Here is a 24,462-nt window from a genome sequence, read left to right as displayed (position 1 = left end):
ACAATGGCGCATACAGAGGGCGGCCAACTTGCGAAAGTGAGCGAATCCCAAAAAGTGCGTCGTAGTCCGGATTGGAGTCTGCAACTCGACTCCATGAAGTCGGAATCGCTAGTAATCGTGGATCAGAATGCCACGGTGAATACGTTCCCGGGCCTTGTACACACCGCCCGTCACACCATGGGAGTGGGCTGCAAAAGAAGTAGGTAGTTTAACCTTCGGGGGGACGCTTACCACTTTGTGGTTCATGACTGGGGTGAAGTCGTAACAAGGTAGCGCTAGGGGAACCTGGCGCTGGATCACCTCCTTATACGATGATTATTGCGATGAGTGTTCACACAGATTGATATGGTTTATGAAGTTTAAGAGATAGAACATCCCCCAAGATGTTCAACTTAGTGTCCCGTTCGTCTAGAGGCCTAGGACACCGCCCTTTCACGGCGGTAACAGGGGTTCGACTCCCCTACGGGATACCATTGGGTCGTTAGCTCAGTTGGTAGAGCAGTTGACTTTTAATCAATTGGTCGCAGGTTCGAATCCTGCACGACCCACCATTCTTCTCCACGAAGAATTAAAACTTATGTGGGCGATTAGCTCAGTTGGGAGAGCACCTGCCTTACAAGCAGGGGGTCACTGGTTCGAGCCCGGTATCGCCCACCATTCTCTAAGTATTTTTGGAATAAAACGTCCAAACCAGAACAAGCAATTGATACTGGTTGGCATTTTTGACTCTGAAAGTCTTTAGAAAATGTAACTTCCTTGTGAAGCAACATAGCTCTTTAACAATTTGGAAAGCTGACAAAACAACAATTTATTGTTGTTTGTAAAGTTCTCAAAGTATTCATTTATGAATACAACTAAAAACACATTCAAGTGTTCTTGGAATTTGAGTCCGGCAAAATCGATATGTCTCTCGCTCATTCAAATAATGAGAGACAACTTTGGTGATTTGAACATCAACTCGAAACTCCTTCGGGTTGTATGGTTAAGTGACTAAGCGTACACGGTGGATGCCTTGGCAGTCAGAGGCGATGAAGGACGTATTAACTTGCGATAAGCCCAGATTAGGTAGTAAAAACCACTTGAGTCTGGGATTTCCGAATGGGGAAACCCACTTACATAAGTAAGTATCGTTATGTGAATACATAGCATAACGAGGCGAACCGGGGGAACTGAAACATCTAAGTACCCCGAGGAAAAGAAATCAACCGAGATTCCGAAAGTAGCGGCGAGCGAAATTGGACTAGCCCTTAAGCTTTATAGGCGTTAGGTGAACAAGCTGGAAAGCTTGGCGATACAGGGTGATAGCCCCGTAACTGACGACGCATATTCAGTGAAATCGAGTAGGGCGGGACACGTGATATCCTGTCTGAATATGGGGGGACCATCCTCCAAGGCTAAATACTACTGACTGACCGATAGTGAACCAGTACCGTGAGGGAAAGGCGAAAAGAACCCCTGTGAGGGGAGTGAAATAGAACCTGAAACCGTGTACGTACAAGCAGTAGGAGCAGGCTTGTCCTGTGACTGCGTACCTTTTGTATAATGGGTCAGCGACTTATATTCAGTGGCAAGGTTAACCATCTAGGGGAGCCGTAGGGAAACCGAGTCTTAACTGGGCGTTCAGTCTCTGGATATAGACCCGAAACCAGGTGATCTAGCCATGGGCAGGTTGAAGGTTGAGTAACATCAACTGGAGGACCGAACCGACTAATGTTGAAAAATTAGCGGATGACTTGTGGCTAGGGGTGAAAGGCCAATCAAACCTGGAGATAGCTGGTTCTCCCCGAAAGCTATTTAGGTAGCGCCTCGGACGAATACTACTGGGGGTAGAGCACTGTTAAGGCTAGGGGGTCATCCCGACTTACCAACCCTTTGCAAACTCCGAATACCAGTAAGTACTATCCGGGAGACACACGGCGGGTGCTAACGTCCGTCGTGGAGAGGGAAACAACCCAGACCGCCAGCTAAGGTCCCAAATTACTACTAAGTGGGAAACGATGTGGGAAGGCTCAGACAGCCAGGATGTTGGCTTAGAAGCAGCCATCATTTAAAGAAAGCGTAATAGCTCACTGGTCGAGTCGGCCTGCGCGGAAGATGTAACGGGGCTAAGTAGTAAACCGAAGCTGCGGCAATGCACTTTAGTGCATTGGGTAGGGGAGCGTTCTGTAAGCGGTTGAAGGTGTGTGGTAACGCATGCTGGACGTATCAGAAGTGCGAATGCTGACATGAGTAACGATAAAGGGGGTGAAAAACCTCCTCGCCGGAAGACCAAGGGTTCCTGTCCAACGTTAATCGGGGCAGGGTAAGTCGACCCCTAAGGCGAGGCCGAAAGGCGTAGTCGATGGGAAACGGGTTAATATTCCCGTACTTCTTACAATTGCGATGGGGGGACGGAGAAGGCTAGGTGGGCCTGGCGACGGTTGTCCAGGTTCAAGTGCGTAGGCTGAAGAGTTAGGTAAATCCGGCTCTTCTTAAGGCTGAGACACGACGTCGAGCATCTACGGATGTGAAGTCATTGATGCCATGCTTCCAGGAAAAGCCTCTAAGCTTCAGATTGTAAGGAATCGTACCCCAAACCGACACAGGTGGTCGGGTAGAGAATACCAAGGCGCTTGAGAGAACTCGGGTGAAGGAACTAGGCAAAATGGTACCGTAACTTCGGGAGAAGGTACGCTCTCGACGGTGAAGTCCCTCGCGGATGGAGCTATTGAGAGTCGCAGATACCAGGTGGCTGCAACTGTTTATTAAAAACACAGCACTGTGCAAAATCGCAAGATGACGTATACGGTGTGACGCCTGCCCGGTGCCGGAAGGTTAATTGATGGGGTTAGACTTCGGTCGAAGCTCTTGATCGAAGCCCCGGTAAACGGCGGCCGTAACTATAACGGTCCTAAGGTAGCGAAATTCCTTGTCGGGTAAGTTCCGACCTGCACGAATGGCGTAATGATGGCCACGCTGTCTCCACCCGAGACTCAGTGAAATTGAAATCGCTGTGAAGATGCAGTGTACCCGCGGCTAGACGGAAAGACCCCGTGAACCTTTACTACAGCTTGGCACTGAACATTGACCCTACATGTGTAGGATAGGTGGGAGGCTTTGAAGCGCAGTCGCTAGATTGCGTGGAGCCGTCCTTGAAATACCACCCTTGTAGTGTTGATGTTCTAACGTCGACCCCTTATCGGGGTTGCGGACAGTGCCTGGTGGGTAGTTTGACTGGGGCGGTCTCCTCCCAAAGCGTAACGGAGGAGCACGAAGGTGGGCTAATCACGGTTGGACATCGTGAGGTTAGTGCAATGGCATAAGCCCGCTTGACTGCGAGAATGACAATTCGAGCAGGTGCGAAAGCAGGTCATAGTGATCCGGTGGTTCTGAATGGAAGGGCCATCGCTCAACGGATAAAAGGTACTCCGGGGATAACAGGCTGATACCGCCCAAGAGTTCATATCGACGGCGGTGTTTGGCACCTCGATGTCGGCTCATCACATCCTGGGGCTGAAGTCGGTCCCAAGGGTATGGCTGTTCGCCATTTAAAGTGGTACGCGAGCTGGGTTTAGAACGTCGTGAGACAGTTCGGTCCCTATCTGCCGTGGGCGTTGGAGAATTGAAAGGGGCTGCTCCTAGTACGAGAGGACCGGAGTGGACGAACCTCTGGTGTTCGGGTTGTGTCGCCAGACGCATTGCCCGGTAGCTAAGTTCGGGATCGATAACCGCTGAAAGCATCTAAGCGGGAAGCGAGCCTTGAGATGAGTTCTCCCTGATACTTTAAGTATCCTAAAGGGTTGTCGTAGACTACGACGTTGATAGGCAGGGTGTGTAAGCGTTGTGAGGCGTTGAGCTAACCTGTACTAATTGCCCGTGAGGCTTAACCATACAACACCCAAGGGGTTTTGATGGACTCAATGAAAGAACGTTGAATGTGTAAGAACGAGAATTAAGAAACAGCTTTCCGAATTAAAGAATTTGCTTGGCGACCATAGCGTTTTGGACCCACCTGATTTCCATGCCGAACTCAGAAGTGAAACGAAATAGCGCCGATGGTAGTGTGGGGCTTCCCCATGTGAGAGTAGGACATCGCCAGGCTTTAAATATCGCTTTCAAGTTTTATCTTAATTGAGATAACTTAAGGCAAAACTAAAAATTAGCATCGATAGTATAAGACTAAGTTTTAGTGACAATTTGTGGAGAGATGGCTGAGTGGTTGAAAGCACCGGTCTTGAAAACCGGCATACGTTAATAGCGTATCTAGGGTTCAAATCCCTATCTCTCCGCCACCTTTAAAAAACCGCTGTTCTTACAGCGGTTTTTTTGTATCTGCTGTTTTTTAACAGCTGTTATCGAAAACTTCTAATTGGCTTTTCTCCGGCCCTTTCTCTAAGTTCTTTAGCGTACTCACTTTGGGTTTAGTTTACGCAGTAATATCTGCAATCGAAGACATTTTCATAGGTCATTTAGGCTTTAAGTAGAGCTTTGTTAAGTCTCAACGTGGGATGCTTAAAAGCATTTTGATAGAGTTTCAGTCTAAATACTGCGGATGCACTTGGAGAAAAAATGAAGCTACTTTACTGGTTAGATGAATGGCAAGCGCTTACTCAACAAGAACAAGAGATGGCTTTACCTATCTCTGGCTACGATTTACTTGATGATGTATTTGTGAAGTATGAACTCGTCGATCTTAACAAGCCATTGTTGTTCACATTTTCTCCTTCCGGCACTGATGTGCAGGTACAAGATTTAACTCCGAATTTTTCTCCTTGGGGCTACGAGCTCGGAATACAACAAAAAGTAAACATTATTGCCTTTCAACATTTAGGACAAAGTAATTGGTTCCGTAGTCGGAATTTGATTTTCTTTCTGGAGCAGCTGTCTGAGTTGCTTCATCCCTTCCAATGTCGTTTGGGTTATGGGCAAAGTCGAGGTGGCTTTGCAATTGGCGCGTTCGCTAACTTGCTGAAATTAGAACATCTTTTGTTGTTTTATCCTGTGAGCACAAAAAATAAAGCTTTAGTGCCTTGGGATGATCGGCCCAGCACTGAGCTTGCTCAGCAGTTTGCTTGGGAAAGCGGCTACCATGATCGAGATTTGGGCAATGCCAAAGGTTATATTATTTATGACCCATCCAATCGTATTGATCGTCTTCATGCTGAACGTTACCCAGAGCTAACTCATTTAAAAGTCGTCGGTATGGGGCACGGCACTCAATCCACACAATTAGATAAATTAGAATTTTTTAATCTGGTGGCGAAGGAGTTTGTTCGTCATCAAACCATAGATATTGACCAATTTAATAAGCAAATTCACGCTTTGTTTTAAAAGAGGACTGATATCAGAGTCCCCTGTAACCAGGGGGAGATGATCACACACTAAAAACTAGATTTTTAACACAATTGCTAGGCGCAATTTAGATGGAGGATTAATGAAGTTACTGTACTGGTTGGATGAATGGCTGGCTCTTTCTCGTGAAGAACAGCAAACCAGGCTACCGATGTCCGGGGAGGACTTACTTGATGATGTGTTTGTTAAGTATGAGTTTGTCGACCGAAATAAACCGCTGTTGTTCACCTTTTCCCCTGCTGGTACGAATCTACAAGTACAGGACTTACACTCAGACTTTGCGCCTTGGGGCTATCGATTAGCCCAGAAACAAAAAGTAAATATTATTTCTTTTCAGCACCTTGGGAAAAGTAACTGGTTTCGCAGCCGTAATTTGATTTTCTTTCTAGAGCAGTTATCGACATTACTTGAGCCTTTTGAATGCCGTTTAGGTTATGGCCTTAGCCGCGGTGGTTTTGCTATTGGCGCTTTTTCCAATCTATTAAAGTTGGATCAAGTATTGATGTTTCACCCGGTCAGCACAAAAAACAAAGTGCTAGTGCCATGGGATGACAGGCCAAGTACTGAACTTGCCCAACAATTTGATTGGGAAGGAAAGTACCACGACCTCGACCTTGGAGATGCAAAAGGTTACATCATTTATGATCCAACCAATGAAATCGACCGCCTTCACGCCAAACGCTACCCAGAGCTCACTCACTTGAGAGTCTTCGGTATGGGACATGGTACACACGCGACGTATTTGAATAAATTCGGTTTTTATAAGCAAGTGGCTGTAGACTTTATACGTTATCAGAAGATAGATATAGCGCAGTTTCGTCATCAGACCAAAACGCTGCGATTAAAAGAAGATTACTATCAGTGCCTTAACAAGGCGAATGCGAGTTCACAGCATCGTTTGAACTTACTGAGTACCGCTCATAATGTGTTAATTGAAGAAAAGAAAGAACATGTGAAGGAGCATCAAGCGCAAATCGATATTCAGCCACTTGTTGATATTGCACTTAAGCATGAGTATGACAACCCGCAAGATGCAGTACAGCTTTTGGAAGTAGCTCAACAGCTGGTTCCGAATGATCCCGTTGTGGAGCACAAGTTGCAGCAACTGTCGTAGCGTTGAGATGTAATGCAGACGGTATTGGTCGAAATAGGTCAGTGGCTTTTGTCGCTGGCCTTTTTAATAGTTTATGGATTGATATGTAGATGAAATCTAATGAAGCAGTAAAAAATAAAAAGCCCAAGCAAATGCTTGGGCTCCATAAGTTTTAATACGAGTTTTAAAACTCTTTTGGCGCAAAGCCTGTCATCACATCAAGGCGAAGTTCTTTACCAACTTTTGTTAGTGGGTGAACGATTACTAAGCCGCGTACGCGTTTTTTCAGTTTGCCGATGTCCGCTTGTTCTGCTTTGGTGATTTCACGAGAGAATGGCATATCAAGTAAGCTTTTACGTTCTTTGTTCAGCTCATAGTTTTGCTTATGCTTTAACTGGTTAAGCTTTTTGGTTAGCTGTTCTACTTCATCCGTGAACTTTGTAATCATTTCGTGATCACCACGAGAACGTGCCGCATCAAGTTTACGTTGGCATGTATCTAAACGGTTGTGCAGCTTTTGAATATCAGTTTTTATGCTCATGGTAATTTGGCTCAAATTTTAAATAGTCGAGAAGTATAGCATAGCTGAGATCACACGCTCTACTATACTTCTCGATTGTCTGGCTTTAGTTAATCAGTTCATTGCCCGATACGTTACCAGAGAAGAAGGCTTCGACGTTATCAAGGGTCACAGAGGCAATATTATTAAGTGCTTCGTGAGTCAAGAATGCTTGGTGGCCAGTAAACAGCACGTTATGACAAGCCGATAAGCGACGGAAAACATCGTCTACGATGACATCGTTAGATTTATCTTGGAAGAACAAGTCTTTTTCATTGTCATACACGTCTAGACCAAGCGCGCCAATCTTACCTTGTTTCAATGCTTCTATCGCTGCTAGTGAATCTAGCAACTCGCCTCGACTAGTGTTAATGATCATCACACCATCTTTCATTTGTGCGAAGGCTTTTTCGTTCAATAGGTGATAGTTTTCTTCACTCATTGGACAATGGAGAGAGATAATATCCGCACTAGCGTAGATTTCTTCAAGCGAACAGTAACGCGCTCCCATTTCTAGTGCTAATGGATTTTCGTAAGGATCATAGCAAAGCAGCTCCATGCCAAGCCCTTTGAAGATACGCATCGTCGCGATACCAATCTTACCTGTACCAATGACACCAACGGTTTTTCCGTAAAAGTTAAAGCCAACTAGGCCCTCTAGCGAGAAGTTGGCGTCACGTGTACGTTGGTAGGCTTTGTGGAGGCGACGATTTAGGCACATCATCAAACCGACTGTGTGCTCTGCCACCGCCTCTGGTGAGTAAGCTGGAACTCGAACTACTTGTAAGCCAAGTTCTTTAGCAGCTTGTTGATCCACTTTATCAAAACCCGCGCAGCGCATGGCAATAAGCTTAGTTCCGCCTAGAGAAAGCTGTTTAAGAACGGGAGCTGAAAGGTCATCATTGACGAAAGCACACACGACATCGCAACCATGTGCCATTTTGGCGGTTTTTTCGGTTAGCCGGAAGTCGTGATAGTGGAATTCAAAATCTCGGTTATTTTTAATTTTATTAAAAGAGGCCTCGTCGTAGGATTTTGCACTAAAAAAAGCAATATTAATCATGGTTCCCTCTCAAAAAGTGCGGACTTTATAAATAAATATACTTATAAAGTAATGCAACTTCGCCGGAATGAATAGAGAAATCTTCTCTTTAACTTTTGCCATATCAAACAACGATAACGATCACGCCTTTCAATGAGTATTATCTTACGATTCTGCACTTGTGCGTTCATCACATTAGCTCCTGGGGTAATACAGGTTTTACTCTAGATACTGTTTGCTTTACGGGCGCTAACTGACTAGCATAATCGCTCTTTTCTTGTTCACTTTAGTTAGGTTAGGCGTTCCGGCAATGTCAGTGAAATGGTGCTCTATGTTCTTGTGTTGTGTGTTGGCTTCTGGCGTCCATGCAGCTGTAGATTTTGTTAAAGTCGACAAGTCAAAGCGTCGAATGTATTTAATGGAACAAGGCACAATACTAAAAGAATACCGCATTGCTTTAGGAGCGAACCCTAAAGGGCATAAACAAGAAGAGGGAGACAATCGTACACCTGAGGGCGAATACACCTTAGATTACGTCATAGAAGACTCGGCTTTTTATCGTTCTGTGCATATTAGCTACCCTGATGCGATTGATACGTTGGAAGCGAAGCGCCGAGGTGTGTCCCCAGGAGGGAACATCAAAATTCATGGTTTAAAAAACGGTGAGAGTCAGTTGCCGATTTATATCCAAAGCTTTGATTGGACCAATGGGTGTATTGCGATTACCAATGAAGAGATGGATGAATTTATCCAGCTTGTAGAGATGGGGACACCAATTCAGATTGAGTGGTAACGAAATGGTGCCTCTGAAGCTCAAGGTGGTATGTGCTATGGCATAAAGCGTTGTGGATGATCACTGAATATACCGTCTAACTGAGGTAGGTACTTCAGTTTGTTTGGATTGTTCACTGTATAACACATCACTTTGTAACCCGCCTGCTGGAGTTTGTTTATTTGGCGCGAGCGAACCCAGTTAATGTTTAGGTTGCAGCTATAGGCGTTAACTTCTTCCAAAAGGCGTTTATCTTTTCTCGTTAAGAATTCACTCAATACACCTAATCGATACTCATTGCAGTATTTATGCAGCGCTCTAATGACATCATGACTAAAACTGGAGAGTAGTACCTTCTCTTGCGGCATGGGACTTTTTGCTAGTACGTTGGCGAGAGCTTGTGCCACTTCTTCTGCTGGGTGGCGATCTACCTTAACTTCAATATTCAAGTTAAGTTTATGCTCAGTAGCTAAAGTGAGCAGCTCATCTAATGTCATGATTTTCTCACCTGAAAAATCTGCGCTGAACCAGCTACCAAAATCCAACGCCTTTAACTCTTCCAGAGTCAGTTCATCGACACGCCCTTGTCCATTACTGCATCGATTTATGGTGTGATCATGGCAAACCACTAAAACATTATCTTTGGTCGGTTGTACATCAACTTCAACCCAATTTAATCCGAGGTCAATGGCGGCCTGAACGCTCACTTTTGTATTTTCTGGGTATGAGCCAGCAACACCACGATGACCAATTACTAATGTTTCCATGTTCTTCATCTTCTGCTTTGTGATGAGCCGATTGTACTCGCTTTTTGCTTTGAAGATATACCTCAAGGTGCATGTTGTAAGATCGTCTTAATAAAAGCTACATCGCCCATTCGTCAAGGTAGGTCGTTGGAAGCACTCCTGTCGAATCATGAACCAAAGTTGGACTTTTATTCTCCTGCCGCTCATTTTTAAAGAGCAAGGTAGTTGCGAATGCATCATGGTTATCGGGAGAGAGAAATATGAAGATCGGTGTTATTGGTGCAGGTGCTGTTGGTGTGGGAGTATGTAATTACTTACTCACTCTGGGTGGTTTTAGCGAGCTTGTTCTACTTGATAAAAATTTAGAACGTGCCGAGGGTGAAGTGTTTGATTTTCGTCACACGATGGCACTGACTTTTTCAAAAAACACACGCATTATGCCGTCGGATGATTACTTAGATTTACTCGAAGCCTCTCTTGTTGTTATCACCGCTGGTACGCAGATTAAACAAGGACAAACTCGTTTGGATATTGCTGAGGTTAATGCTCAAATTGGAGTTGATATTGCGCGTCAAATAGAACGTGTAGCGCCAAATGCGGTGTTGATTGTTGTGTCAAACCCATGCGATATCGTGGCGCACTTTATTGTCACCAACACCGGTTTTGAGCCGAGTAAAGTTATTAGCAGTGGCTGTGTAGTTGATACCGCTCGTTTAATGAGTATTGTTGCTGGCCGTGTAGACCTAGACCCGAAGAACGTGTTTGGTTATGTATTAGGAGAGTATGGTAGCCATTGCTTTACTCCTAAGAGCTTAATTTCTATCGCTGGGCAACCGGCCGACTATTACTGCGATACCCATAACATTGAGAGAATTGATCCGCACGCACTTCTTGAGGCGGTGAAACAGGCGGGATACGAAATCTTTCGGCGTAAGCAGAACACCGTTCATGGCATTGCCGCCAGTGTCTTTCGAATCATTCAAGCTGTGACGATTAACGAACGATCGGTGTTGCCCGTCGGTACGATGATGTCGGGGCAATATGGTTTGCATGATGTTGTTCTCAGCCTACCTACGGTTATTGGAAAAAACGGAGCAAATTCAGTTCTGATGCATCCCTTCACTGAAGAGGAGCTTGTCACATTAAAAACGATCAGCGCCCACTTAAAACACATCGTCGAAAATGTCGCTAAGGAGACGAAGCTAAAGCCCTGATCTACCCTCATTATCAGGTGCTAGTTAGCTTAGCACTCCGGTCTACTGCTATAGAGCTATTTGTACTAAAGCCCTAGGATGTGTAGTTGTTTAATTTGTAAATGAGTAATAGAATGCGAACCATTTTTATTTGAATGGTGAGTGGTAATGTCTCGAGTTTTGATAGTGGATGATGACGTTCCTTTGTGTGAGCTATTAGAGGCAGTTTTGCAAGAGGAGGGCTATATTGTCTCTTCTGTACATTGCGGTGAAAGTGCTTTGCAATATATGGAAAAAACGCCGGTAGATCTTGTACTGCTTGATGTCATGTTACCAAACCTTAACGGCATGCAAGTTGCCCGTAGAATCTGTCAACGCTTCGCGACACCTATTCTAATGCTTACTGCTCTTAATGATGAAAACTCGATGCTTGATGGCTACCAAGCGGGAGCCGATCAGTACATAGGAAAGCCTTTTAATGTTGCTGAGCTTCTGATGCGCATCAAAGCGATTCTTCGTCGTGTTGGTTTAGAGCGCCAACGTCAGGCGATGTGCAGTACCGTTCAAACGATCAGTGATCAGCTCAATAGCTTACCACTCACAAGCACGGAAGCCGAGTTACTGAGCTATCTAGTCAAAAACCAGGGTGTGGTGATTTCAAAAGCGGAACTCCAAACCGAAGTATTAAAGAAAGAGCTAAGCCCTTTTGACCGCAACCTTGATATGCACATCAGTAATATACGCCGCAAGCTAGTAGAAGCAGGGCTCTCTAAGCAACATATCAAAACCTTCCGTGGCAAAGGTTACAGCTACCTAGAGGCTGTAAACAATTAATGAAGCTCACGTGCCCACCTTTTATCGCGAAACGTAAAGACAGCTTAGCGTTTAAGTTGTTTAGTTATATGACTGCAATTGTGATAAGTATTTTGGTCGTACAAGCAATGGCGGAGCAAGCTCTCGTGAAAGCCATGCTAAAAGTGCCGGACAGTGTGCGAGAAGAAATGCTCGATCTTGCACATCAAGCCAATGTGCTGATTGAGCACGGAGACATGGATGAACTTGCTGACTGGGCGAACGCGCAAAACTTTTATCTGTTTGTGCTGAATGAGCACCAGCAACCCGTCACTCACCGTTTAATGCATCCACACTTCGAGTTCAAGCTTCAATTTAAAAGAAGTATTGATGATCAACTTGAGGGAAAGGTAAATCGCCCGATTATCAATATCCCTTTAGTTAAAGATAATAGCTTGGTGATTCAACTGCCACATCGACTGCATCCCGCACATGACTTCATTTTATATTTCTCTATTCTCAAAGTGGTGATTGCGGTAGTTATTTTGGCGTTGTTCTCATTGCTAATGGCACGTAACTTACAACAGCCGCTTGATCGCTTAAGAGAAGCAAGCAAAAAGCTATCTAACGGCGACTTTAATGTCAGTGTGGTGAAAGAGTTAAAATCGAATACGCGCGAGTTTAACGAGCTGGCGCAAGACTTCGACCACATGACACAGCAAATTCATTCTCTTGCCGAAAAGCAGCGATTGCTTATAAGAGATGTCTCCCACGAGCTCCGAACGCCGTTGGCAAGACAGAATTTAGTTCTACACCTTTTGCGGAAGCGAGTTGGGGAGAACGAGCAAAGCTTGGTGACCAGGCTAGAAGACGAAGCTAAAGAGCTAAACCATTTGATAAGCGATATCTTGGAGTTCAGTCGCTTGGAAAATGCGCGTTTCGACAAAGGTGCGAAACGCCGTGATTTAGAGGTGTTGCTCGCACCGCAAGTAGAGCGGTGCAAAATCGATTTAAAACCAGAACAAGCATTGTCATTCCGTTCAGAAGCAACATGCGCCAAAGCTTTTTGCGAAGAAACGCTCATCATTCGTTGTTTGAATAACCTTGTTGGAAATGCCATCAAATATTCAGGGCAAGCATCTCAGATAGAAGTTTCTCTGGCTAATCATGTCAAAGATGGGCAGCAATTGATTTCCATGTCTGTATCCGACAATGGGCCAGGTATTCCAGAGAACAAGTTGGTCGATATTTTTGACCCGTTTACTCGCTTAGATGCATCAAGAGATAAGAAGCTTGGCGGCTATGGTTTAGGTCTCGCGATTGTCAAAGAATCCATGCGCATTATGGGTGGATCCGTTACGGCGAAAAATCGTGAACAAGGAGGTCTGAGTGTTACTTTGGTGTTCAAGCAGTAAGTATGGTTAAGTCTTATTAACTGTGATATTTATCACGTTATTGTGGCTCATCATCAGAGAGTACTTTACAAAAGTTTGCAAATGCAAAGAATGTAAATTTAATGCAAATGGTAATACTTATCACTTATATTCACCCGCGAAATAATTAAGAGGGAATCGCATTCAACAAGCATGTGACCCGAAAAATAATAATCGGAGTGAAAGGATATGTTTACTAAGAGCCATTTGGCGCTAGTGATCGGTGCGGTGTTAGCAACACCTGCAGTGGCGGACGTTCAAACAGACGAACATGTAGTTGTAGAAGGTCGAGAGTTCGGCTACAAGGCGGATACAAACAGTACAGCAATGCGCATGGAAATGACGCAACTGGAAACGCCAGGACAAGTAGCGGTTATCGATGAAACGGTAATTGATGAGCAGCGTGCAAGTACACTTGGTGAAGTGCTACGTAACGATGCAAGTGTTAGCGCGGGTGGTACAAGCCGTAACCGCGAACGTTTCTCTCTACGTGGTTTTGAACTTAGCAGTTCAGACGGTTTTCTTCGTGATGGCCGTCAACACTGGTCACACTACCGTCAGCCAATTGAGCTTTTAGAGCGTGTTGAAGTGCTTAAAGGTCCATCAGGCTTGCTATACGGTAAATCTGAGCCGGGTGGCTTGGTAAACATGGTTTCGAAAAAACCAACAACTCAAACACAAGCTAGTTTGAGTCAAGATCTAGGTTCGAATGATCACTCACGCACTGTGCTTGATGTGAGTGGCGCGCTAAATGATGCAGAGACACTGCGCGCGCGCGCAATTTTTGCCAAAGAAAGCTACGGCTCTTGGCGCAGCTACGGCGATGGTACCGAGCCAGAAACGGATCGTACGGTTGCGGGTCTAGTGGTTGAGTACGACATCACCGACAACTTTATGGTGTCAGCGCATTACGATCGCACGAAAGACGATGGTAGCGTGGATTCTGGTGCTTACATTGTGGATGGTAAAGCGGTTCGCGGTGACAAGCACATCTGGGATGCCCAGTGGTCAAAGATTGACAACGAAGTAGAAAACTACGGTATCGATATTAATGCTCAAGTGACTGACAATGTAAACGTAAAAGCGGGTTACAACCGTCAAGACTTTAAGCGTTTTGATGTGGAGTCTTACCCAGGTTTCGATACTTATGACCAAGATACTAAGATCGACCATTCTGGTAACGAACGCAAAGATAATTGGGTGTTTGATACTGCATATATAGATGTGACGACGGACTTTTCTCTGTTTGGTACAGATAACACGTTTTTGGTAGGTGCGAACTATCTAGAGTATACCTATGACCGTTTCCAAAAGTATTACAACCCTATAAGTATAGAAGCTGGTCAGTCTGTGCCTCGTCCTGGATACTCTGGGAAAGTTAAACAGTCCACAAGCGAGCACGACACTTGGGGTATCTACGCGCAAAACATGATGACGATTAATGATTACTGGCAAGTGCTTGCAGGTGTTCGTTATGACGAAAAGCGTGACGATGACCTGACTGAAAACCAGGTTTCTCCAAAATTTGGTGTAATTTTCCACCCAGCGACGAATGGCTCGGTTTACGTTCAGTACTCTGAAAGCTTTATGCCGCAAGGTGAAGTCAGCAGTGGTCGTGGCAAAACTTACGTGAACGATGGCGAGAAGCTAGATGCAGAGCGCGGAATTTCTTATGAAATCGGTACGAAGTGGGAACTTTTTGATCAGCGCTTATTTGTATCCGGTGCAGTGTTTGATATCACATTAGAGAACATCTCGCTGGATGTTGAAAGCGGCAAAGACGCGGGCGGTAACCTCCTACACAAGAAAACGCAAGGTGGTGAGCAAGTTCACAAAGGTGCTGAGTTAATGGCTCAAGGTTTTGTGACCCCAGAGTTGTCGCTAACGGCTTCTGCAATGTATTTGGATGCAGAGTTGACGAAAGCGGATAAAAAATTCGAGGGTAACCGCCCTGTAGACGTGCCAGAGTTCTCGGCAAGTCTATGGTCTAGCTACAAGGTTCAAGACAACACTAACTTAAACCTCGGTTTGATTTATGAAGGTGATCGCTACGGTGATGCAAAGAACACCTTCAAGAAAGATGGCTACGCTCGCGTTGATATGGGCGTGTCATACAAACATAAGTACGATGAAAACTTGGATATCATTGCTCGATTCAATGTCGAGAACTTATTCGATACCGACTACTTCGCAGGTGGCGGTAGCACGAATAGCGAGCAAAAAGGTGCGAGTGGGGTTGTGGTTGGAGAAGACCGCAACTACATGGCAACAATCCAGTTCAAGTACTGATAACAATTTGATTATTAAAGGGGAAGGGTAGTCTTCCCCTTTGGTCGTTTTTGGAACACAGAAATATAACTCGTATGAATCTAATGAAATCAAGTATCGCTCTGTTGATATCATCGGTTTTGATTCCCGCTCACGCGGCGAACTTAAACGATGCACAAGCTGTGCAGAGTAAAACAAACCAGTCGTCGGCGGTAAGCCAAAAACGTATTGATGCAAGCGCAGAAAAATCACTTACTCTAGAAGCTGAAATTGAGCAGCTGCAAGAGGAAGTCGGTAACTTGAAGATTTATCGCGATCATCTTGCAAGCCTTGTTGAGAGCCAAAATCAAGAAGTTGATAGCTTGAACGAGCAAATTGAGCAGATTGCTCAAACTCGTCAAGGTGTCGTGCCTTTGATGTATCACATGCTTGAAGGCTTAAAAGCGCTCGTTGCTAACGACAAACCTATACGCAAAGCGCAACGTGAGGAACGAATTGCAAAGCTGGATTCCATGATGACGCGTGCAGACGTTGCGGATGCAGAGAAGTTTCGTCGTATTTTAGAAGCGTACCAAATTGAAATGGATTACGGCACCAAGCTTGGCGTTTACCAAGGCAAGATTAACCTGGGTGACAATGAAGCTGTGGAGGCGGACATTCTCTATTTAGGGCGTTTGTCTTTGGTAGCACGTAGCTTATCTGGTGAGACATTCTGGAGCTGGTCACAGCAACAACAAGCATGGCAACAAGTGGGTTCTGAGCAAAAATCAGAGCTAGATAAAGCGTTCGCTATGGCGAATAAACAGATCGCGCCGAGTATGTTAACTCTGCCAGTGTCGTTAACCGCTGCGGAGGGCAAATAAATGATGAAAAAATGGTTATCGGTTGCACTAATCTCGACAGCCGCATTAATGCCTCATACAACTGTTGCTAGTGATGCGTTGTTACAAAAGGCGCAGCAAGAAAATCGTCAACAGCAATCGCACAATGTCACGCGTGAATCAGGTTTTAAGAAAACAGAGCAAGAGCTACAGGCTATAAAGAATAAATTGGCTGCAGAGCGGGCTGCTCTTCAAGCAGAAGCGGACTCATTAAGTGTTACTTTCGGTGAAAACGAAGCGGAACTGGCGCAGCTAGAAGAAAAGCTACGTCTAGAAACCGGGAGCTTAGGTGAGCTATTTGGCGTCGTTCGCCAGAACGCAAAAGAGCTAGAGTCAGAGCTCAAGAGTTCAGTAACGGGTGTAGATGCAAACTCATATCAGAAAGATATCGATGCTATTGTTGCGGCTAAATCACTGCCAACGTTGACCCAACTTCAGGCGATGTGGCACAGCATGGAAGAACAAATCAAAGCAAGTGGTGAGATGGCAAACGTCTCTTTCACACTGCTAAATGGCGAAGGTCGTGAACAAACAGTTAATGGTGTTCGTCTTGGTTCTATGGCGCTGCTGGATGACACTGGCTACGTTAAGTGGAATGGTCAACGCGGAGATGCGGTAAACTATCTTCGTCAGCCTGAAAGCGGTCCAACAGCGAATACTATTTCCTCTGGTGACATTGATGCGCTTGTCATTGACCCGTCACGCGGCATTCTTCTTGAGCAGCTCGCAAACTCACCGACTTTGGCTGATCGCCTAAATGCAGGCGGCGTTGTCGGTAAAATCATCCTTGGTTTATTAGCTATCGGCCTATTGATTGCTCTCGTACGTGGTGCATCTCTGATGATTTCGCGCCAGAAAATCATGAAGCAACTGAAAACTCCAGCGCAGCCAGGAGACAACCCTTTGGGTCGTGTGCTTGCGGTGTATCAGAAAGATAAGCATCGCAGCGTAGAAGCGTTAGAGCTACGTCTTTTGGAAGCCGTTGTTGATGAGCAAACCCACCTAGAAAAAGGGTTGTCGATGCTGAAGCTTCTTGCTGCGCTGGCTCCTATGCTTGGTCTACTGGGCACGGTAACGGGTATGATCGAAACCTTCCAAGTCATCACTCAATTTGGTAATGGTGATCCGAAAGTAATGGCGGGTGGTATTTCGATGGCGCTTGTAACTACTGTACTTGGCCTTGTTTCAGCCATGCCATTGTTATTGGCGCACAACGTATTGAGCTCTCAAGCAGAAAATATTCGCAGTATCTTAGAAAAGCAAGGCATCGGTTTAGTTGCAGAACAAGCTGAGCGTGATATGCCGAGCAACAAAAGTCACTCTAACACCTTAGCGGAGAACGCAGCGTAATGGAGCAGATCCTACTCAACACATTGGGTTTGATCAGTGAGGATTGGGCCACAACCTTGATGAGCTTTATGCAGCAAGGTGGTCAAATCCTATGGTGGCTGGCTGCCGTCGTGGCGGTGTGCTGGCTGTTGGTTATGGAGCGAGTTATTTATCTCACAACGGTTTTCCCTGGGGTAAAGAAACAGCTTTGTGAGCAGTGGCAAGCAAGATCAGAGCACCACTCTTGGTACGCGCATCAAATCCGTGAAGGATGGATTGCAAAAGCGCAAATCGAACTGCGCCAAAACCTATCGACTATTAAGCTGCTTGTGGCGGTTTGCCCAATGCTAGGGTTGTTAGGGACGGTGACGGGCATGATTACGGTGTTTGACGTAATGGCATCGCAAGGCAGCAGCAATCCGAAATTGATGGCTTCTGGTATCTCACTTGCTACGCTGCCAACCATGGCGGGTATGGTAGCAGCGCTTGCGGGCATGTTTATTCATGCTCGCCTTAGCAAAGTGTGTGAACGAAAAGCTATCCAGTTAGAACAATCTTTAAGGAGTCAAAAGTGAGACTCGGACGCAGACCTAACCAACAAGATGAAGCTCAAGTCGATTTAACGTCGATGCTTGATATCGTCTTCATCATGTTGATCTTCTTCATTGTGACCAGTTCGTTTGTACGTGAATCCGGTGTAGAAGTGAACCGCCCTCAGGCTTCTAATGTGGTAAGCCAAAAAGATGCGGGCATTTTTATCGCGGTAACGGCAGCAAATGACGTGTACATCGACAAACGAGTGGTTGATATTGAGCGTGTTGAGGCCTCTATTGAGCACTTGTTACTTGATCAGCCTGATGCTTCGTTAGTTATCCAAGCTGACGAGCATGCTTATAATGGCACTGTCGTGAAAGTGATGGACGCTGCAAAGGCGGCAGGTGTGAAAAACATTGCATTGGCGGCGGAGAAACCTTAATGGGCAGGCTGTTACTTGCACTACCAGCATCACTGTTAATTTCTGTGAGCTTGTTTAGCTTTATGGCGTGGATGGTTGATAAAGGCAACCAGCGTGCGTCAGAAGCTTCAGAAGCCGTTCGTTTTGATATGGTGATGGTAGAGAATGAAGCAGACGTGCAGCGTCGTCAACGTTCAGTGCCGGAGCAACCAGAACCACCCCAAGCGCCGGAGCCAATGGATCTGTCTCAAGCTGACACTCAAATGGAGCCAATGAGCCAGATGACGCCAGTCAGTGCTTTAGGTTTGAACACTGCTCTTGAAGGTATCGCGATCAGCGCGCCAAACTTGAAGGGAACAATGGGCAACCAACAAGCACTGCCGTTGTATCGTGTTGATCCTCGTTATCCAAGTAAGGCGCTGAAACGTAGAGTTGAAGGCTATGTCATTATGCGTTTCACGATCGATGCAACAGGACGACCAAAAGATATTGAAGTGATCGAGGCTGAGCCACAGCGTATGTTCGAAAGGGAAGCAATCCGTGCGCTTAAAAAATGGAAGTATCAGCCAAAAGTTGAGGATGGTGTGTCAATTGAGCAGTATGGACAAACCGCTAAAGTGGAGTTCAAGTTAGCCAAATGATGAAAAAATTCTTAATCGGTACGGTATTAAGCCTGAGTGCACTTTCAACCATTGCCAGTGAGTTAAGCCAATACACTGCCGCGAGAGTTCAACGAGCACACAACTTGGCTCAAGAGGAGAAACTAAAAGAAGCGATTTCATCTCTTGAAGCTATGGAGCTTTCTCGTGGATATGACCAAGCTTATGTCGCTCGAATGTTGGGTATTTTTTACTGGCAGAATGAACAAACTCAAGCAGCAATTAAGCAACTTGAGTTGGCAGTCAATAGTGGTTTGCTACAAGATGAGCAAGCATGGCAAACCCGAAAGATGTTGGCAGATATACTGCTGAACGAGCAACGCTTTTCTAAGGCGTTACCTCATTACTATGCCTTGAGCAAAAACATTCCTAAAGGTCAAAAAGCGCATGAGCTATGGCTGCGTATTTCCCAATCTCATTATCAACTGAGTCAGTGGCAGAAAGTGCTTTCAGCAATGGCTCGTTATGAGAAGTTTGGTCAGCCAGACAAGCTTGGCGCATTGTCGATAAAGCTTTCTGCTGAGCTAGAACTGAAAAAGTGGAAGCCGGCAATCTCGACCATCAAACGCTTGATCGCGATTGAACCTGAGCGAATTGAATGGTGGCGTCAGCTTGTTGCTCTTTACCTGCGTGTTGATGACAACAAACGTGCTCTAGACTCTTTGGCGTTGGCAAAACTGAAAGGATTACAACTTAGCCAAGATGACTTAAAGCTGCTGGCACAATTGTACGCGAAACGAGGTATTCCTGAGAGAGCTGCGTTGGTGATGAACGAGCTAGAGGATGTAAACTCGAATAGTAAACTGAAAGCTCAGCAAGCGACGTATTGGCAAATGGCAAAAGAGTGGGAAGAGTCTATCGATAGTTGGCGTGTTGCTGCTCAGTTAGACCGACAGTATTACTGGAACTACTCTCAATTATTGGTGCAAGAAGGCCACTATAAAGATGCCCTTGTCGCGCTCGATAAGGTCAGCGGTCGTAAAGCGGATGTCGCACTTATCAAAACTCGCGCTTACTACAAGCTTAAGCGGTTTGACGATGCACTTGCTAATGCCAAAAGAGCGGATGAGATAAAACCGTCGAATCAGGCAAAAAGTTGGGTTAAGTATCTATCTCAGCTACGCAAAGTAGAATCGACGCAAAACTCATAGCGAACATTTTTATTAAATACCCGAGCTCAGTCTCGGGTATTTTTTGTCTAAAGTCATAAAGGCTATTTACTGTATGAGCTTTTCATAAAAAGCTAATGCATCAAATGGTCGGGAGAAAAAAGGGCTTTTCTCTATATATTCTTGATGTACCTTGCTCAGTGTTTCAAACTTTTCTCTCGATGTAGGTTCGATATGAAAAGTAAGGCTTTCAGTCGATTCTACAAGCTTTAATGTTGAGGTTCTTGAAGCGTTATTTTTTGCTATTAATAGATAATATGCTAGCTCTTGCTTCTCTTTTAATACACAAGCCTCAAAAGCTTTCTCGCTTAAAAACGGCAGAACAGGAGTTAATGCTTCTATATGCTTCTTTGAATACTCTAGGGTTTGTTTGTCAGGTGTATTCTGGTCTGCCATAGATTCGCACAGCTTTATCTTAGCACCATAATTATCAATAGATTGGCTTACGTTTTTAAACAAACTGGCTTCAAATTTTTCACTTGCTAAAGTGGCACTTGAGAAAAGTGATAAGAGTATTATTACAACATTCTTGTTCATATTTTACATCCATCTGAGATCGCTTTCCAAAATCTATATTGCTTGCTATCGTGCACATGGTCAAGTGCTTGGAAAGTGGCGATTTTTTCGATTTCTCTTAGCTTGATTTGGTCTAAGGCACTATATGATTTGAAGTAATACTCCCAATTGGCTTGTGATATACTCCAAGCAGTTTGGCTCGCATCGGAAGAAATGCCTCTTCCTAATCCAACACTAACATTCTTAGCGGTTTCCAATCTTGCTGTGGCAGGAATAGCGGTAATTGCTTTAGAAAGACCACTACTCGCTGTCCCCTTCAGGGAGTTTCCTCCAAAAATACTCCAAAGGTTACCCAAGCTAATAAATACTTTGGCCGATCTCTCTAATTCATGTAATTCATTTATTCTATCGATAGCTTTCAAACTCTTTTCATCAAATACAACACCGATGATCGCAGGACATTTATTCATGTTTTGCACCGAAATTAGTTAAGTTGAAAAAGAACATACTAATTTATATTGGTATGCAATTTGTGTCATTTTTGCGAATTGAGAAAGTGGTTTAACTTTTGGTTATTTTAATTGAGATGATTGTTTCTAGAGAGTAAGCAATCGGTAACTCACATTGGCTCAAATAGTTACAACATGCGCCAGCCAAGCTGAATTGAAAAGGTAAACAATGTAAATTAAATGCCAATACGAATGATTATCACCTAAATTATGCCCCACATTTATTGGTGATGATTGTTTCTATGTTGCTTAAAAGCAAAGGTGTTCAAACTTGGGCTCGCCGCCTACATATCTATATTTCGATGGCTCTTCTCTTAGTTACGCTGTTTTTTGCAATAACTGGTATTACCCTCAATCGCCCCGAATTATTTGAACGCCGTGAACCTATCATTCAACAACATACTCTTACGGTTCCACACTCAGTTCTATTCTCACATTCAGATACTTTTCAACCTAGCCGTGAAGAACTGCTTGCTTTCCTGACTAAAGAAACCGAGCTTCGCGGCACTCCCTCTGCGTTAGATGTGTATACCGAAGTTGAGCAAGGTGAGTTGTTACTCGGAGAGTTGTCTATGGATTTTAAAGGCCCAGGTTATAACGCTACGGTCTTTATTGATATGACCACCGGTGCGGCAGAGGTTGAAACGACGCACTACGGTATTGTTGCGCTGCTGAACGATCTACATAAAGGACGCAACAGTGGTGGGATTTGGAAGTGGTTTATCGACGTCACTGCGCTTTTGATGGTGTTTTTTGTTCTAACAGGTGTGTGCTTATTACTGCCTAAGAAGAAGACGCTTAGAACGTCAATGCAATGGATGAGCTTTGGTACGTTACTGTCGCTCGTGATTTATTTTGTTGCTGTTCCATAACAGCTTTTTTAGAGAACACTTATGTTGAACACAGGAAGATTTTTCCGCCGTAATCACTTTTGTAAAGCCGCTTTGATCGCGGCTTTTGCTCCTTTCTCTCTTTCTGCGGCTCCTCTACCAGATAACGCGAAGATCGATTTCGAATTCGAACTTCCAAAGATAGACACTTCAATGTACGCACGCCCTTATGTGGCGGTGTGGGTTGAAAATGACCAGCGTAAATCGGTTAAAACCATTCAGCTATGGGTAGGAAAAGACGAATGGCTAAAAGACCTGCGCAGCTGGTGGAGAAAAGCGGGTCGTTATGATCGTGAACTTGTTGATGCGGTGACGTCTGCAACGCGCCCTGCTGGACAGTACCGTTTTGTCTGGGACGGAACCAATGATGCAGGAAAGCGTTTGGAGCAAGGAAATTACACGTTGTACGTCGAAGTTGTTCGTGAACATGGTGGGCGAAACTACTTACGTCAAAAAATAACGCTAGCGGACAGTGACGTGCGCTATGAGCTTAAACCAACACAAGAGACGGGTGTCATCACCGTCAATTATCAAGTTAAGTGATTAAAGGACACAACAATGAAAACCAAAATCAAAGCAGTGGCATTGGCGAGTGTAATGGCAATGGGATTGGCTGCAACAACCACCGCACAAGCGCATCCACGTTGGGTTCTGCCTTCTCACTTTACGGTTTCAAAAGAAGGCGGTGACTGGCTGACATTTGATGTTACTGCTTCTCACGGAACGTTTGTTTTTGATAAGCCTGCGGGTAGTGACCAAGCGTTCGTGGTGATGCCGGATGGCCGTTCTGAGCGTCCTAACTTTGTTGTTCGTGGCAAACGTCGTTCTATGTTTGATTTCTTTTTTACGGAAGAAGGCACGCACAAAGTCGCGATCAATAATCAGCCGAGCTACTACACCCAATACAAAGCGGGTCGTCGTGATACGGTGAAATGGGCGCGAGCAAACAAAGCTGAGCGTCATGATGTTCTTCCAGAACAGGCGCGTGATGTAGTTACTCAACTAAGCTACACCCGAGCAGAAAGCTACATCACGGTTGGTATGCCAACGGACAAAGCGTTGGAGATTGAAGGCAAAATGCTGGAGATGAAGCCGGTCACGCATCCATCGGACATCATTGAAGGTGAACCAGTCACTTTCCAGTTTTTCTTCAATGGTGAGCCACAAGAGGGCGTCACAGCGGAGATTACACGAGAAGGCACCATGTACCGAAATCATCAAGAACAAATCGATGTGGTGAGTGATAAAGATGGCAAAGTGATCTTCACGCCAGAGGTCGCAGGGCGCTACTTAATGAAAGCGAACTACAAAGGTGAATTAAAAGATAATCCATTGGCGGATAAAGCGAGTGCCAATGTTCACCTTACGTTTGAAACTCAACTTAACTAATCGAATTAGGCTCAGCAATCGCTGGGCCATTTTGGAATCATCATGAATAACACTTCTCTTCTAAAAGCTGCTTTGCTTTTTTCTGGATTTGCTTCTTTTCACGCTGCTGCACACTTCCCTCTGATGAGTTGTCACTTGGCGCAAGATAAAGTGATTTGTGAAGCGGGCTACTCGGATGGATCGACAGCGGTCGACTACGATGTCGAAATGTACGATTACGACGACAATCTGATCGCCAAAGAGAAAACAGATAAGCGTTCCATCGCAGAATTTACTCACCCTGAAACAGATTTCTATTTGGTATTTGATGCCGGACATGAAAGCCCGGTGGAAGTGGATATCGTTGAGCTGAAAGAGAAATGAGTGTACAGAAAGTTCGCCCCGATGATGGTAACCGAGAAGGAAAGTGGGTCGCACTGACAATCGCAGCGATTCTCAGTTCAGCAGCCATACTTATGCCCTACCATCAGGTTGCGACTGAAAAGCCAGACATACAGGCTCATCAAGTTTTAATCACGGACTTACATCAAAACGAGTTGGGTTTGATCGCTGAACTTAAGCTTGCTCATGAAGAGATTCGTGATTTGCAGCTAGAAACTGGAACTTGGCCTGAGGTCTCTGACATGGAGGCGATTTGGATTGCTCCATTCGTGAAAGACCAAAACTGGAAGCGTAAAGGTTCTCATCAGTGGCAACGAATTGATGACGGTGTCTACATTGGCGTGAAGACCAGTGCCCAAGGCTCTGCTTCCATGCTGTTGGATAGCCGCAGTTCTCAAGCTGATATTTGGTTTAATGATTCTAGCCGATCGTTAAATGCGGAGGTACTAAGCGATCTAGCAAAACGCCGCCAGCATGGCTGGCAACAAATCGTTCTGTCAGATTCCTCTTCTTCCCATTCTCACGCCCATTAAGACAACATAATTGATAACTACT

General features: G+C 45.0%; 23 protein-coding genes, 4 tRNA genes and 3 rRNA genes (1 of these 30 only partly in view). 25 read left to right on the top strand and 5 right to left on the bottom strand.

Going from position 1 to position 24,462, the window contains the following annotated elements:
• From MTR11_RS17175 to MTR11_RS17135, 9 genes are all read left to right on the top strand, one after another.
• Positions 1 to 307: ribosomal RNA gene (locus MTR11_RS17175) — 16S ribosomal RNA — on the top strand; it begins 1,246 nt to the left of the window's first position.
• Positions 308 to 397: 90 nt separating this feature from the next.
• Positions 398 to 473, top strand: a tRNA-Glu gene (locus tag MTR11_RS17170).
• A 2-nt stretch (positions 474 to 475) separates the two neighbouring features.
• Positions 476 to 551 (top strand) — tRNA-Lys (locus MTR11_RS17165).
• A gap of 30 nt (positions 552 to 581) precedes the next feature.
• Positions 582 to 657 (top strand) — tRNA-Val (locus tag MTR11_RS17160).
• A 323-nt stretch (positions 658 to 980) separates the two neighbouring features.
• Positions 981 to 3,870 (top strand): 23S ribosomal RNA (locus tag MTR11_RS17155).
• A 93-nt stretch (positions 3,871 to 3,963) separates the two neighbouring features.
• Positions 3,964 to 4,080, top strand: a 5S ribosomal RNA gene (gene rrf, locus MTR11_RS17150).
• The 16S, 23S and 5S rRNA genes sit together here with 4 tRNA genes alongside, the layout of an rRNA operon.
• 100 nt (positions 4,081 to 4,180) lie before the next feature.
• A tRNA-Ser gene (locus tag MTR11_RS17145) sits at positions 4,181 to 4,271 on the top strand.
• A gap of 277 nt (positions 4,272 to 4,548) precedes the next feature.
• Positions 4,549 to 5,310, top strand: a complete 762-nt coding sequence (locus tag MTR11_RS17140) for a hypothetical protein (protein WP_006741208.1) — start codon at positions 4,549 to 4,551, stop codon at positions 5,308 to 5,310.
• Positions 5,311 to 5,413: 103 nt separating this feature from the next.
• On the top strand, positions 5,414 to 6,445 hold the full coding sequence (locus tag MTR11_RS17135) for a hypothetical protein (RefSeq protein WP_005374275.1): 1,032 nt from the start codon (positions 5,414 to 5,416) through the stop codon (positions 6,443 to 6,445).
• Between the two features lie 163 nt (positions 6,446 to 6,608).
• On the opposite strand, the gene MTR11_RS17130 is transcribed toward MTR11_RS17135, so the two are convergent.
• Both MTR11_RS17130 and MTR11_RS17125 read right to left on the bottom strand, forming a co-directional pair.
• The gene (locus tag MTR11_RS17130) at positions 6,609 to 6,965 is read right to left on the bottom strand and encodes a YibL family ribosome-associated protein (RefSeq protein ID WP_005374274.1); all 357 of its coding nucleotides are present in this window, start codon (positions 6,963 to 6,965) and stop codon (positions 6,609 to 6,611) included.
• 85 nt (positions 6,966 to 7,050) lie between these two features.
• Entirely contained in the window at positions 7,051 to 8,046 is a 996-nt protein-coding gene (locus MTR11_RS17125) for a 2-hydroxyacid dehydrogenase (RefSeq protein ID WP_047007948.1), read from the bottom strand.
• 289 nt (positions 8,047 to 8,335) lie between these two features.
• Between MTR11_RS17125 and MTR11_RS17120 the strand changes: the two genes are divergently transcribed.
• Positions 8,336 to 8,818: a L,D-transpeptidase family protein gene (locus tag MTR11_RS17120; protein ID WP_048624649.1), complete on the top strand. Its 483-nt coding sequence runs from the start codon at positions 8,336 to 8,338 to the stop codon at positions 8,816 to 8,818.
• Between the two features lie 35 nt (positions 8,819 to 8,853).
• Here MTR11_RS17120 and MTR11_RS17115 read toward each other — a convergent pair whose 3' ends face one another.
• Positions 8,854 to 9,564 (bottom strand): glycerophosphodiester phosphodiesterase family protein, encoded by a 711-nt coding sequence (locus tag MTR11_RS17115; RefSeq protein ID WP_048625142.1) that lies wholly within the window; start codon positions 9,562 to 9,564, stop codon positions 8,854 to 8,856.
• A 239-nt stretch (positions 9,565 to 9,803) separates the two neighbouring features.
• On the opposite strand from MTR11_RS17115, the gene MTR11_RS17110 reads away from it, so the two are divergent.
• From MTR11_RS17110 to MTR11_RS17065, 10 genes are all read left to right on the top strand, one after another.
• Entirely contained in the window at positions 9,804 to 10,757 is a 954-nt protein-coding gene (locus tag MTR11_RS17110) for a lactate/malate family dehydrogenase (RefSeq protein ID WP_243328106.1), read from the top strand.
• 147 nt (positions 10,758 to 10,904) lie between these two features.
• The gene (locus tag MTR11_RS17105) at positions 10,905 to 11,570 is read left to right on the top strand and encodes a response regulator transcription factor (RefSeq protein ID WP_046873911.1); all 666 of its coding nucleotides are present in this window, start codon (positions 10,905 to 10,907) and stop codon (positions 11,568 to 11,570) included.
• Entirely contained in the window at positions 11,570 to 12,943 is a 1,374-nt protein-coding gene (locus tag MTR11_RS17100) for a sensor histidine kinase (RefSeq protein WP_243328105.1), read from the top strand. The genes MTR11_RS17105 and MTR11_RS17100 overlap by 1 nt, the downstream gene beginning before the upstream one ends.
• A gap of 207 nt (positions 12,944 to 13,150) precedes the next feature.
• A complete protein-coding gene (locus MTR11_RS17095) occupies positions 13,151 to 15,250 on the top strand; it encodes a TonB-dependent siderophore receptor (RefSeq protein WP_243328104.1) in 2,100 nt (699 codons plus the stop codon).
• Positions 15,251 to 15,324: 74 nt separating this feature from the next.
• Positions 15,325 to 16,092: a DUF3450 domain-containing protein gene (locus MTR11_RS17090; protein WP_054574483.1), complete on the top strand. Its 768-nt coding sequence runs from the start codon at positions 15,325 to 15,327 to the stop codon at positions 16,090 to 16,092.
• On the top strand, positions 16,093 to 17,460 hold the full coding sequence (locus tag MTR11_RS17085) for a MotA/TolQ/ExbB proton channel family protein (RefSeq protein WP_124007437.1): 1,368 nt from the start codon (positions 16,093 to 16,095) through the stop codon (positions 17,458 to 17,460). It abuts the gene before it with no gap.
• Entirely contained in the window at positions 17,460 to 18,014 is a 555-nt protein-coding gene (locus MTR11_RS17080; protein ID WP_006741219.1) for a MotA/TolQ/ExbB proton channel family protein, read from the top strand. Before MTR11_RS17085 ends, MTR11_RS17080 begins: the two co-directional genes overlap by 1 nt.
• Positions 18,011 to 18,415 (top strand): ExbD/TolR family protein, encoded by a 405-nt coding sequence (locus MTR11_RS17075; protein ID WP_005374257.1) that lies wholly within the window; start codon positions 18,011 to 18,013, stop codon positions 18,413 to 18,415. The genes MTR11_RS17080 and MTR11_RS17075 overlap by 4 nt, the downstream gene beginning before the upstream one ends.
• A complete protein-coding gene (locus MTR11_RS17070) occupies positions 18,415 to 19,035 on the top strand; it encodes an energy transducer TonB (protein WP_243328103.1) in 621 nt (206 codons plus the stop codon). The genes MTR11_RS17075 and MTR11_RS17070 overlap by 1 nt, the downstream gene beginning before the upstream one ends.
• On the top strand, positions 19,032 to 20,204 hold the full coding sequence (locus tag MTR11_RS17065) for a tetratricopeptide repeat protein (protein ID WP_243328102.1): 1,173 nt from the start codon (positions 19,032 to 19,034) through the stop codon (positions 20,202 to 20,204). Before MTR11_RS17070 ends, MTR11_RS17065 begins: the two co-directional genes overlap by 4 nt.
• A 66-nt stretch (positions 20,205 to 20,270) precedes the next feature.
• On the opposite strand, the gene MTR11_RS17060 is transcribed toward MTR11_RS17065, so the two are convergent.
• The gene (locus MTR11_RS17060; RefSeq protein WP_065645578.1) at positions 20,271 to 20,759 is read right to left on the bottom strand and encodes a hypothetical protein; all 489 of its coding nucleotides are present in this window, start codon (positions 20,757 to 20,759) and stop codon (positions 20,271 to 20,273) included.
• Entirely contained in the window at positions 20,756 to 21,208 is a 453-nt protein-coding gene (locus MTR11_RS17055; protein ID WP_243328101.1) for a hypothetical protein, read from the bottom strand. Before MTR11_RS17055 ends, MTR11_RS17060 begins: the two co-directional genes overlap by 4 nt.
• 281 nt (positions 21,209 to 21,489) lie before the next feature.
• On the opposite strand from MTR11_RS17055, the gene MTR11_RS17050 reads away from it, so the two are divergent.
• Genes MTR11_RS17050 through MTR11_RS17030 form a run of 5 tightly spaced genes read left to right on the top strand, consistent with a single transcriptional unit; the run spans position 21,490 to position 24,440 of the window.
• Positions 21,490 to 22,119 carry a PepSY-associated TM helix domain-containing protein gene (locus tag MTR11_RS17050; RefSeq protein ID WP_048625143.1) on the top strand — a complete coding sequence of 210 codons (630 nt, stop codon included), beginning with the start codon at positions 21,490 to 21,492 and terminating at the stop codon, positions 22,117 to 22,119.
• A gap of 21 nt (positions 22,120 to 22,140) precedes the next feature.
• Positions 22,141 to 22,680: a DUF2271 domain-containing protein gene (locus MTR11_RS17045; protein ID WP_243328100.1), complete on the top strand. Its 540-nt coding sequence runs from the start codon at positions 22,141 to 22,143 to the stop codon at positions 22,678 to 22,680.
• Between the two features lie 15 nt (positions 22,681 to 22,695).
• Entirely contained in the window at positions 22,696 to 23,526 is an 831-nt protein-coding gene (locus tag MTR11_RS17040; protein WP_104973341.1) for a DUF4198 domain-containing protein, read from the top strand.
• 42 nt (positions 23,527 to 23,568) lie between these two features.
• Positions 23,569 to 23,889 (top strand): hypothetical protein, encoded by a 321-nt coding sequence (locus tag MTR11_RS17035; RefSeq protein WP_046873904.1) that lies wholly within the window; start codon positions 23,569 to 23,571, stop codon positions 23,887 to 23,889.
• Complete coding sequence (locus MTR11_RS17030; RefSeq protein WP_237309331.1) at positions 23,886 to 24,440, top strand: DUF6162 family protein; 555 nt, start codon at positions 23,886 to 23,888, stop codon at positions 24,438 to 24,440. Before MTR11_RS17035 ends, MTR11_RS17030 begins: the two co-directional genes overlap by 4 nt.
• Positions 24,441 to 24,462: the final 22 nt, after the last annotated feature.

It is taken from the genome of Vibrio sp. CCB-PB317 (genome assembly GCF_022808245.1).
In the GTDB taxonomy this organism is placed as follows: Bacteria; Pseudomonadota; Gammaproteobacteria; order Enterobacterales; family Vibrionaceae; genus Vibrio; species Vibrio diabolicus.
The sequence above is the reverse complement of the archived record's forward strand: the minus strand, read 5'-3'. Positions and strand labels throughout refer to the sequence as shown.

Excerpts from the sequence above, each read along its gene's own strand:
- MTR11_RS17140 (WP_006741208.1), top strand. The coding sequence starts at position 4,549 with ATGAAGCTACTTTACTGGTTAGATGAATGGCAAGCGCTTACTCAACAA.
- MTR11_RS17135 (WP_005374275.1), top strand. The coding sequence starts at position 5,414 with ATGAAGTTACTGTACTGGTTGGATGAATGGCTGGCTCTTTCTCGTGAA.
- MTR11_RS17130 (WP_005374274.1), bottom strand. The coding sequence starts at position 6,965 with ATGAGCATAAAAACTGATATTCAAAAGCTGCACAACCGTTTAGATACA.
- MTR11_RS17125 (WP_047007948.1), bottom strand. The coding sequence starts at position 8,046 with ATGATTAATATTGCTTTTTTTAGTGCAAAATCCTACGACGAGGCCTCT.
- MTR11_RS17120 (WP_048624649.1), top strand. The coding sequence starts at position 8,336 with ATGTCAGTGAAATGGTGCTCTATGTTCTTGTGTTGTGTGTTGGCTTCT.
- MTR11_RS17115 (WP_048625142.1), bottom strand. The coding sequence starts at position 9,564 with ATGGAAACATTAGTAATTGGTCATCGTGGTGTTGCTGGCTCATACCCA.
- MTR11_RS17110 (WP_243328106.1), top strand. The coding sequence starts at position 9,804 with ATGAAGATCGGTGTTATTGGTGCAGGTGCTGTTGGTGTGGGAGTATGT.
- MTR11_RS17105 (WP_046873911.1), top strand. The coding sequence starts at position 10,905 with ATGTCTCGAGTTTTGATAGTGGATGATGACGTTCCTTTGTGTGAGCTA.
- MTR11_RS17100 (WP_243328105.1), top strand. The coding sequence starts at position 11,570 with ATGAAGCTCACGTGCCCACCTTTTATCGCGAAACGTAAAGACAGCTTA.
- MTR11_RS17095 (WP_243328104.1), top strand. The coding sequence starts at position 13,151 with ATGTTTACTAAGAGCCATTTGGCGCTAGTGATCGGTGCGGTGTTAGCA.
- MTR11_RS17090 (WP_054574483.1), top strand. The coding sequence starts at position 15,325 with ATGAATCTAATGAAATCAAGTATCGCTCTGTTGATATCATCGGTTTTG.
- MTR11_RS17085 (WP_124007437.1), top strand. The coding sequence starts at position 16,093 with ATGATGAAAAAATGGTTATCGGTTGCACTAATCTCGACAGCCGCATTA.
- MTR11_RS17080 (WP_006741219.1), top strand. The coding sequence starts at position 17,460 with ATGGAGCAGATCCTACTCAACACATTGGGTTTGATCAGTGAGGATTGG.
- MTR11_RS17070 (WP_243328103.1), top strand. The coding sequence starts at position 18,415 with ATGGGCAGGCTGTTACTTGCACTACCAGCATCACTGTTAATTTCTGTG.
- MTR11_RS17065 (WP_243328102.1), top strand. The coding sequence starts at position 19,032 with ATGATGAAAAAATTCTTAATCGGTACGGTATTAAGCCTGAGTGCACTT.
- MTR11_RS17060 (WP_065645578.1), bottom strand. The coding sequence starts at position 20,759 with ATGAACAAGAATGTTGTAATAATACTCTTATCACTTTTCTCAAGTGCC.
- MTR11_RS17055 (WP_243328101.1), bottom strand. The coding sequence starts at position 21,208 with ATGAATAAATGTCCTGCGATCATCGGTGTTGTATTTGATGAAAAGAGT.
- MTR11_RS17050 (WP_048625143.1), top strand. The coding sequence starts at position 21,490 with ATGTTGCTTAAAAGCAAAGGTGTTCAAACTTGGGCTCGCCGCCTACAT.
- MTR11_RS17045 (WP_243328100.1), top strand. The coding sequence starts at position 22,141 with ATGTTGAACACAGGAAGATTTTTCCGCCGTAATCACTTTTGTAAAGCC.
- MTR11_RS17040 (WP_104973341.1), top strand. The coding sequence starts at position 22,696 with ATGAAAACCAAAATCAAAGCAGTGGCATTGGCGAGTGTAATGGCAATG.
- MTR11_RS17035 (WP_046873904.1), top strand. The coding sequence starts at position 23,569 with ATGAATAACACTTCTCTTCTAAAAGCTGCTTTGCTTTTTTCTGGATTT.
- MTR11_RS17030 (WP_237309331.1), top strand. The coding sequence starts at position 23,886 with ATGAGTGTACAGAAAGTTCGCCCCGATGATGGTAACCGAGAAGGAAAG.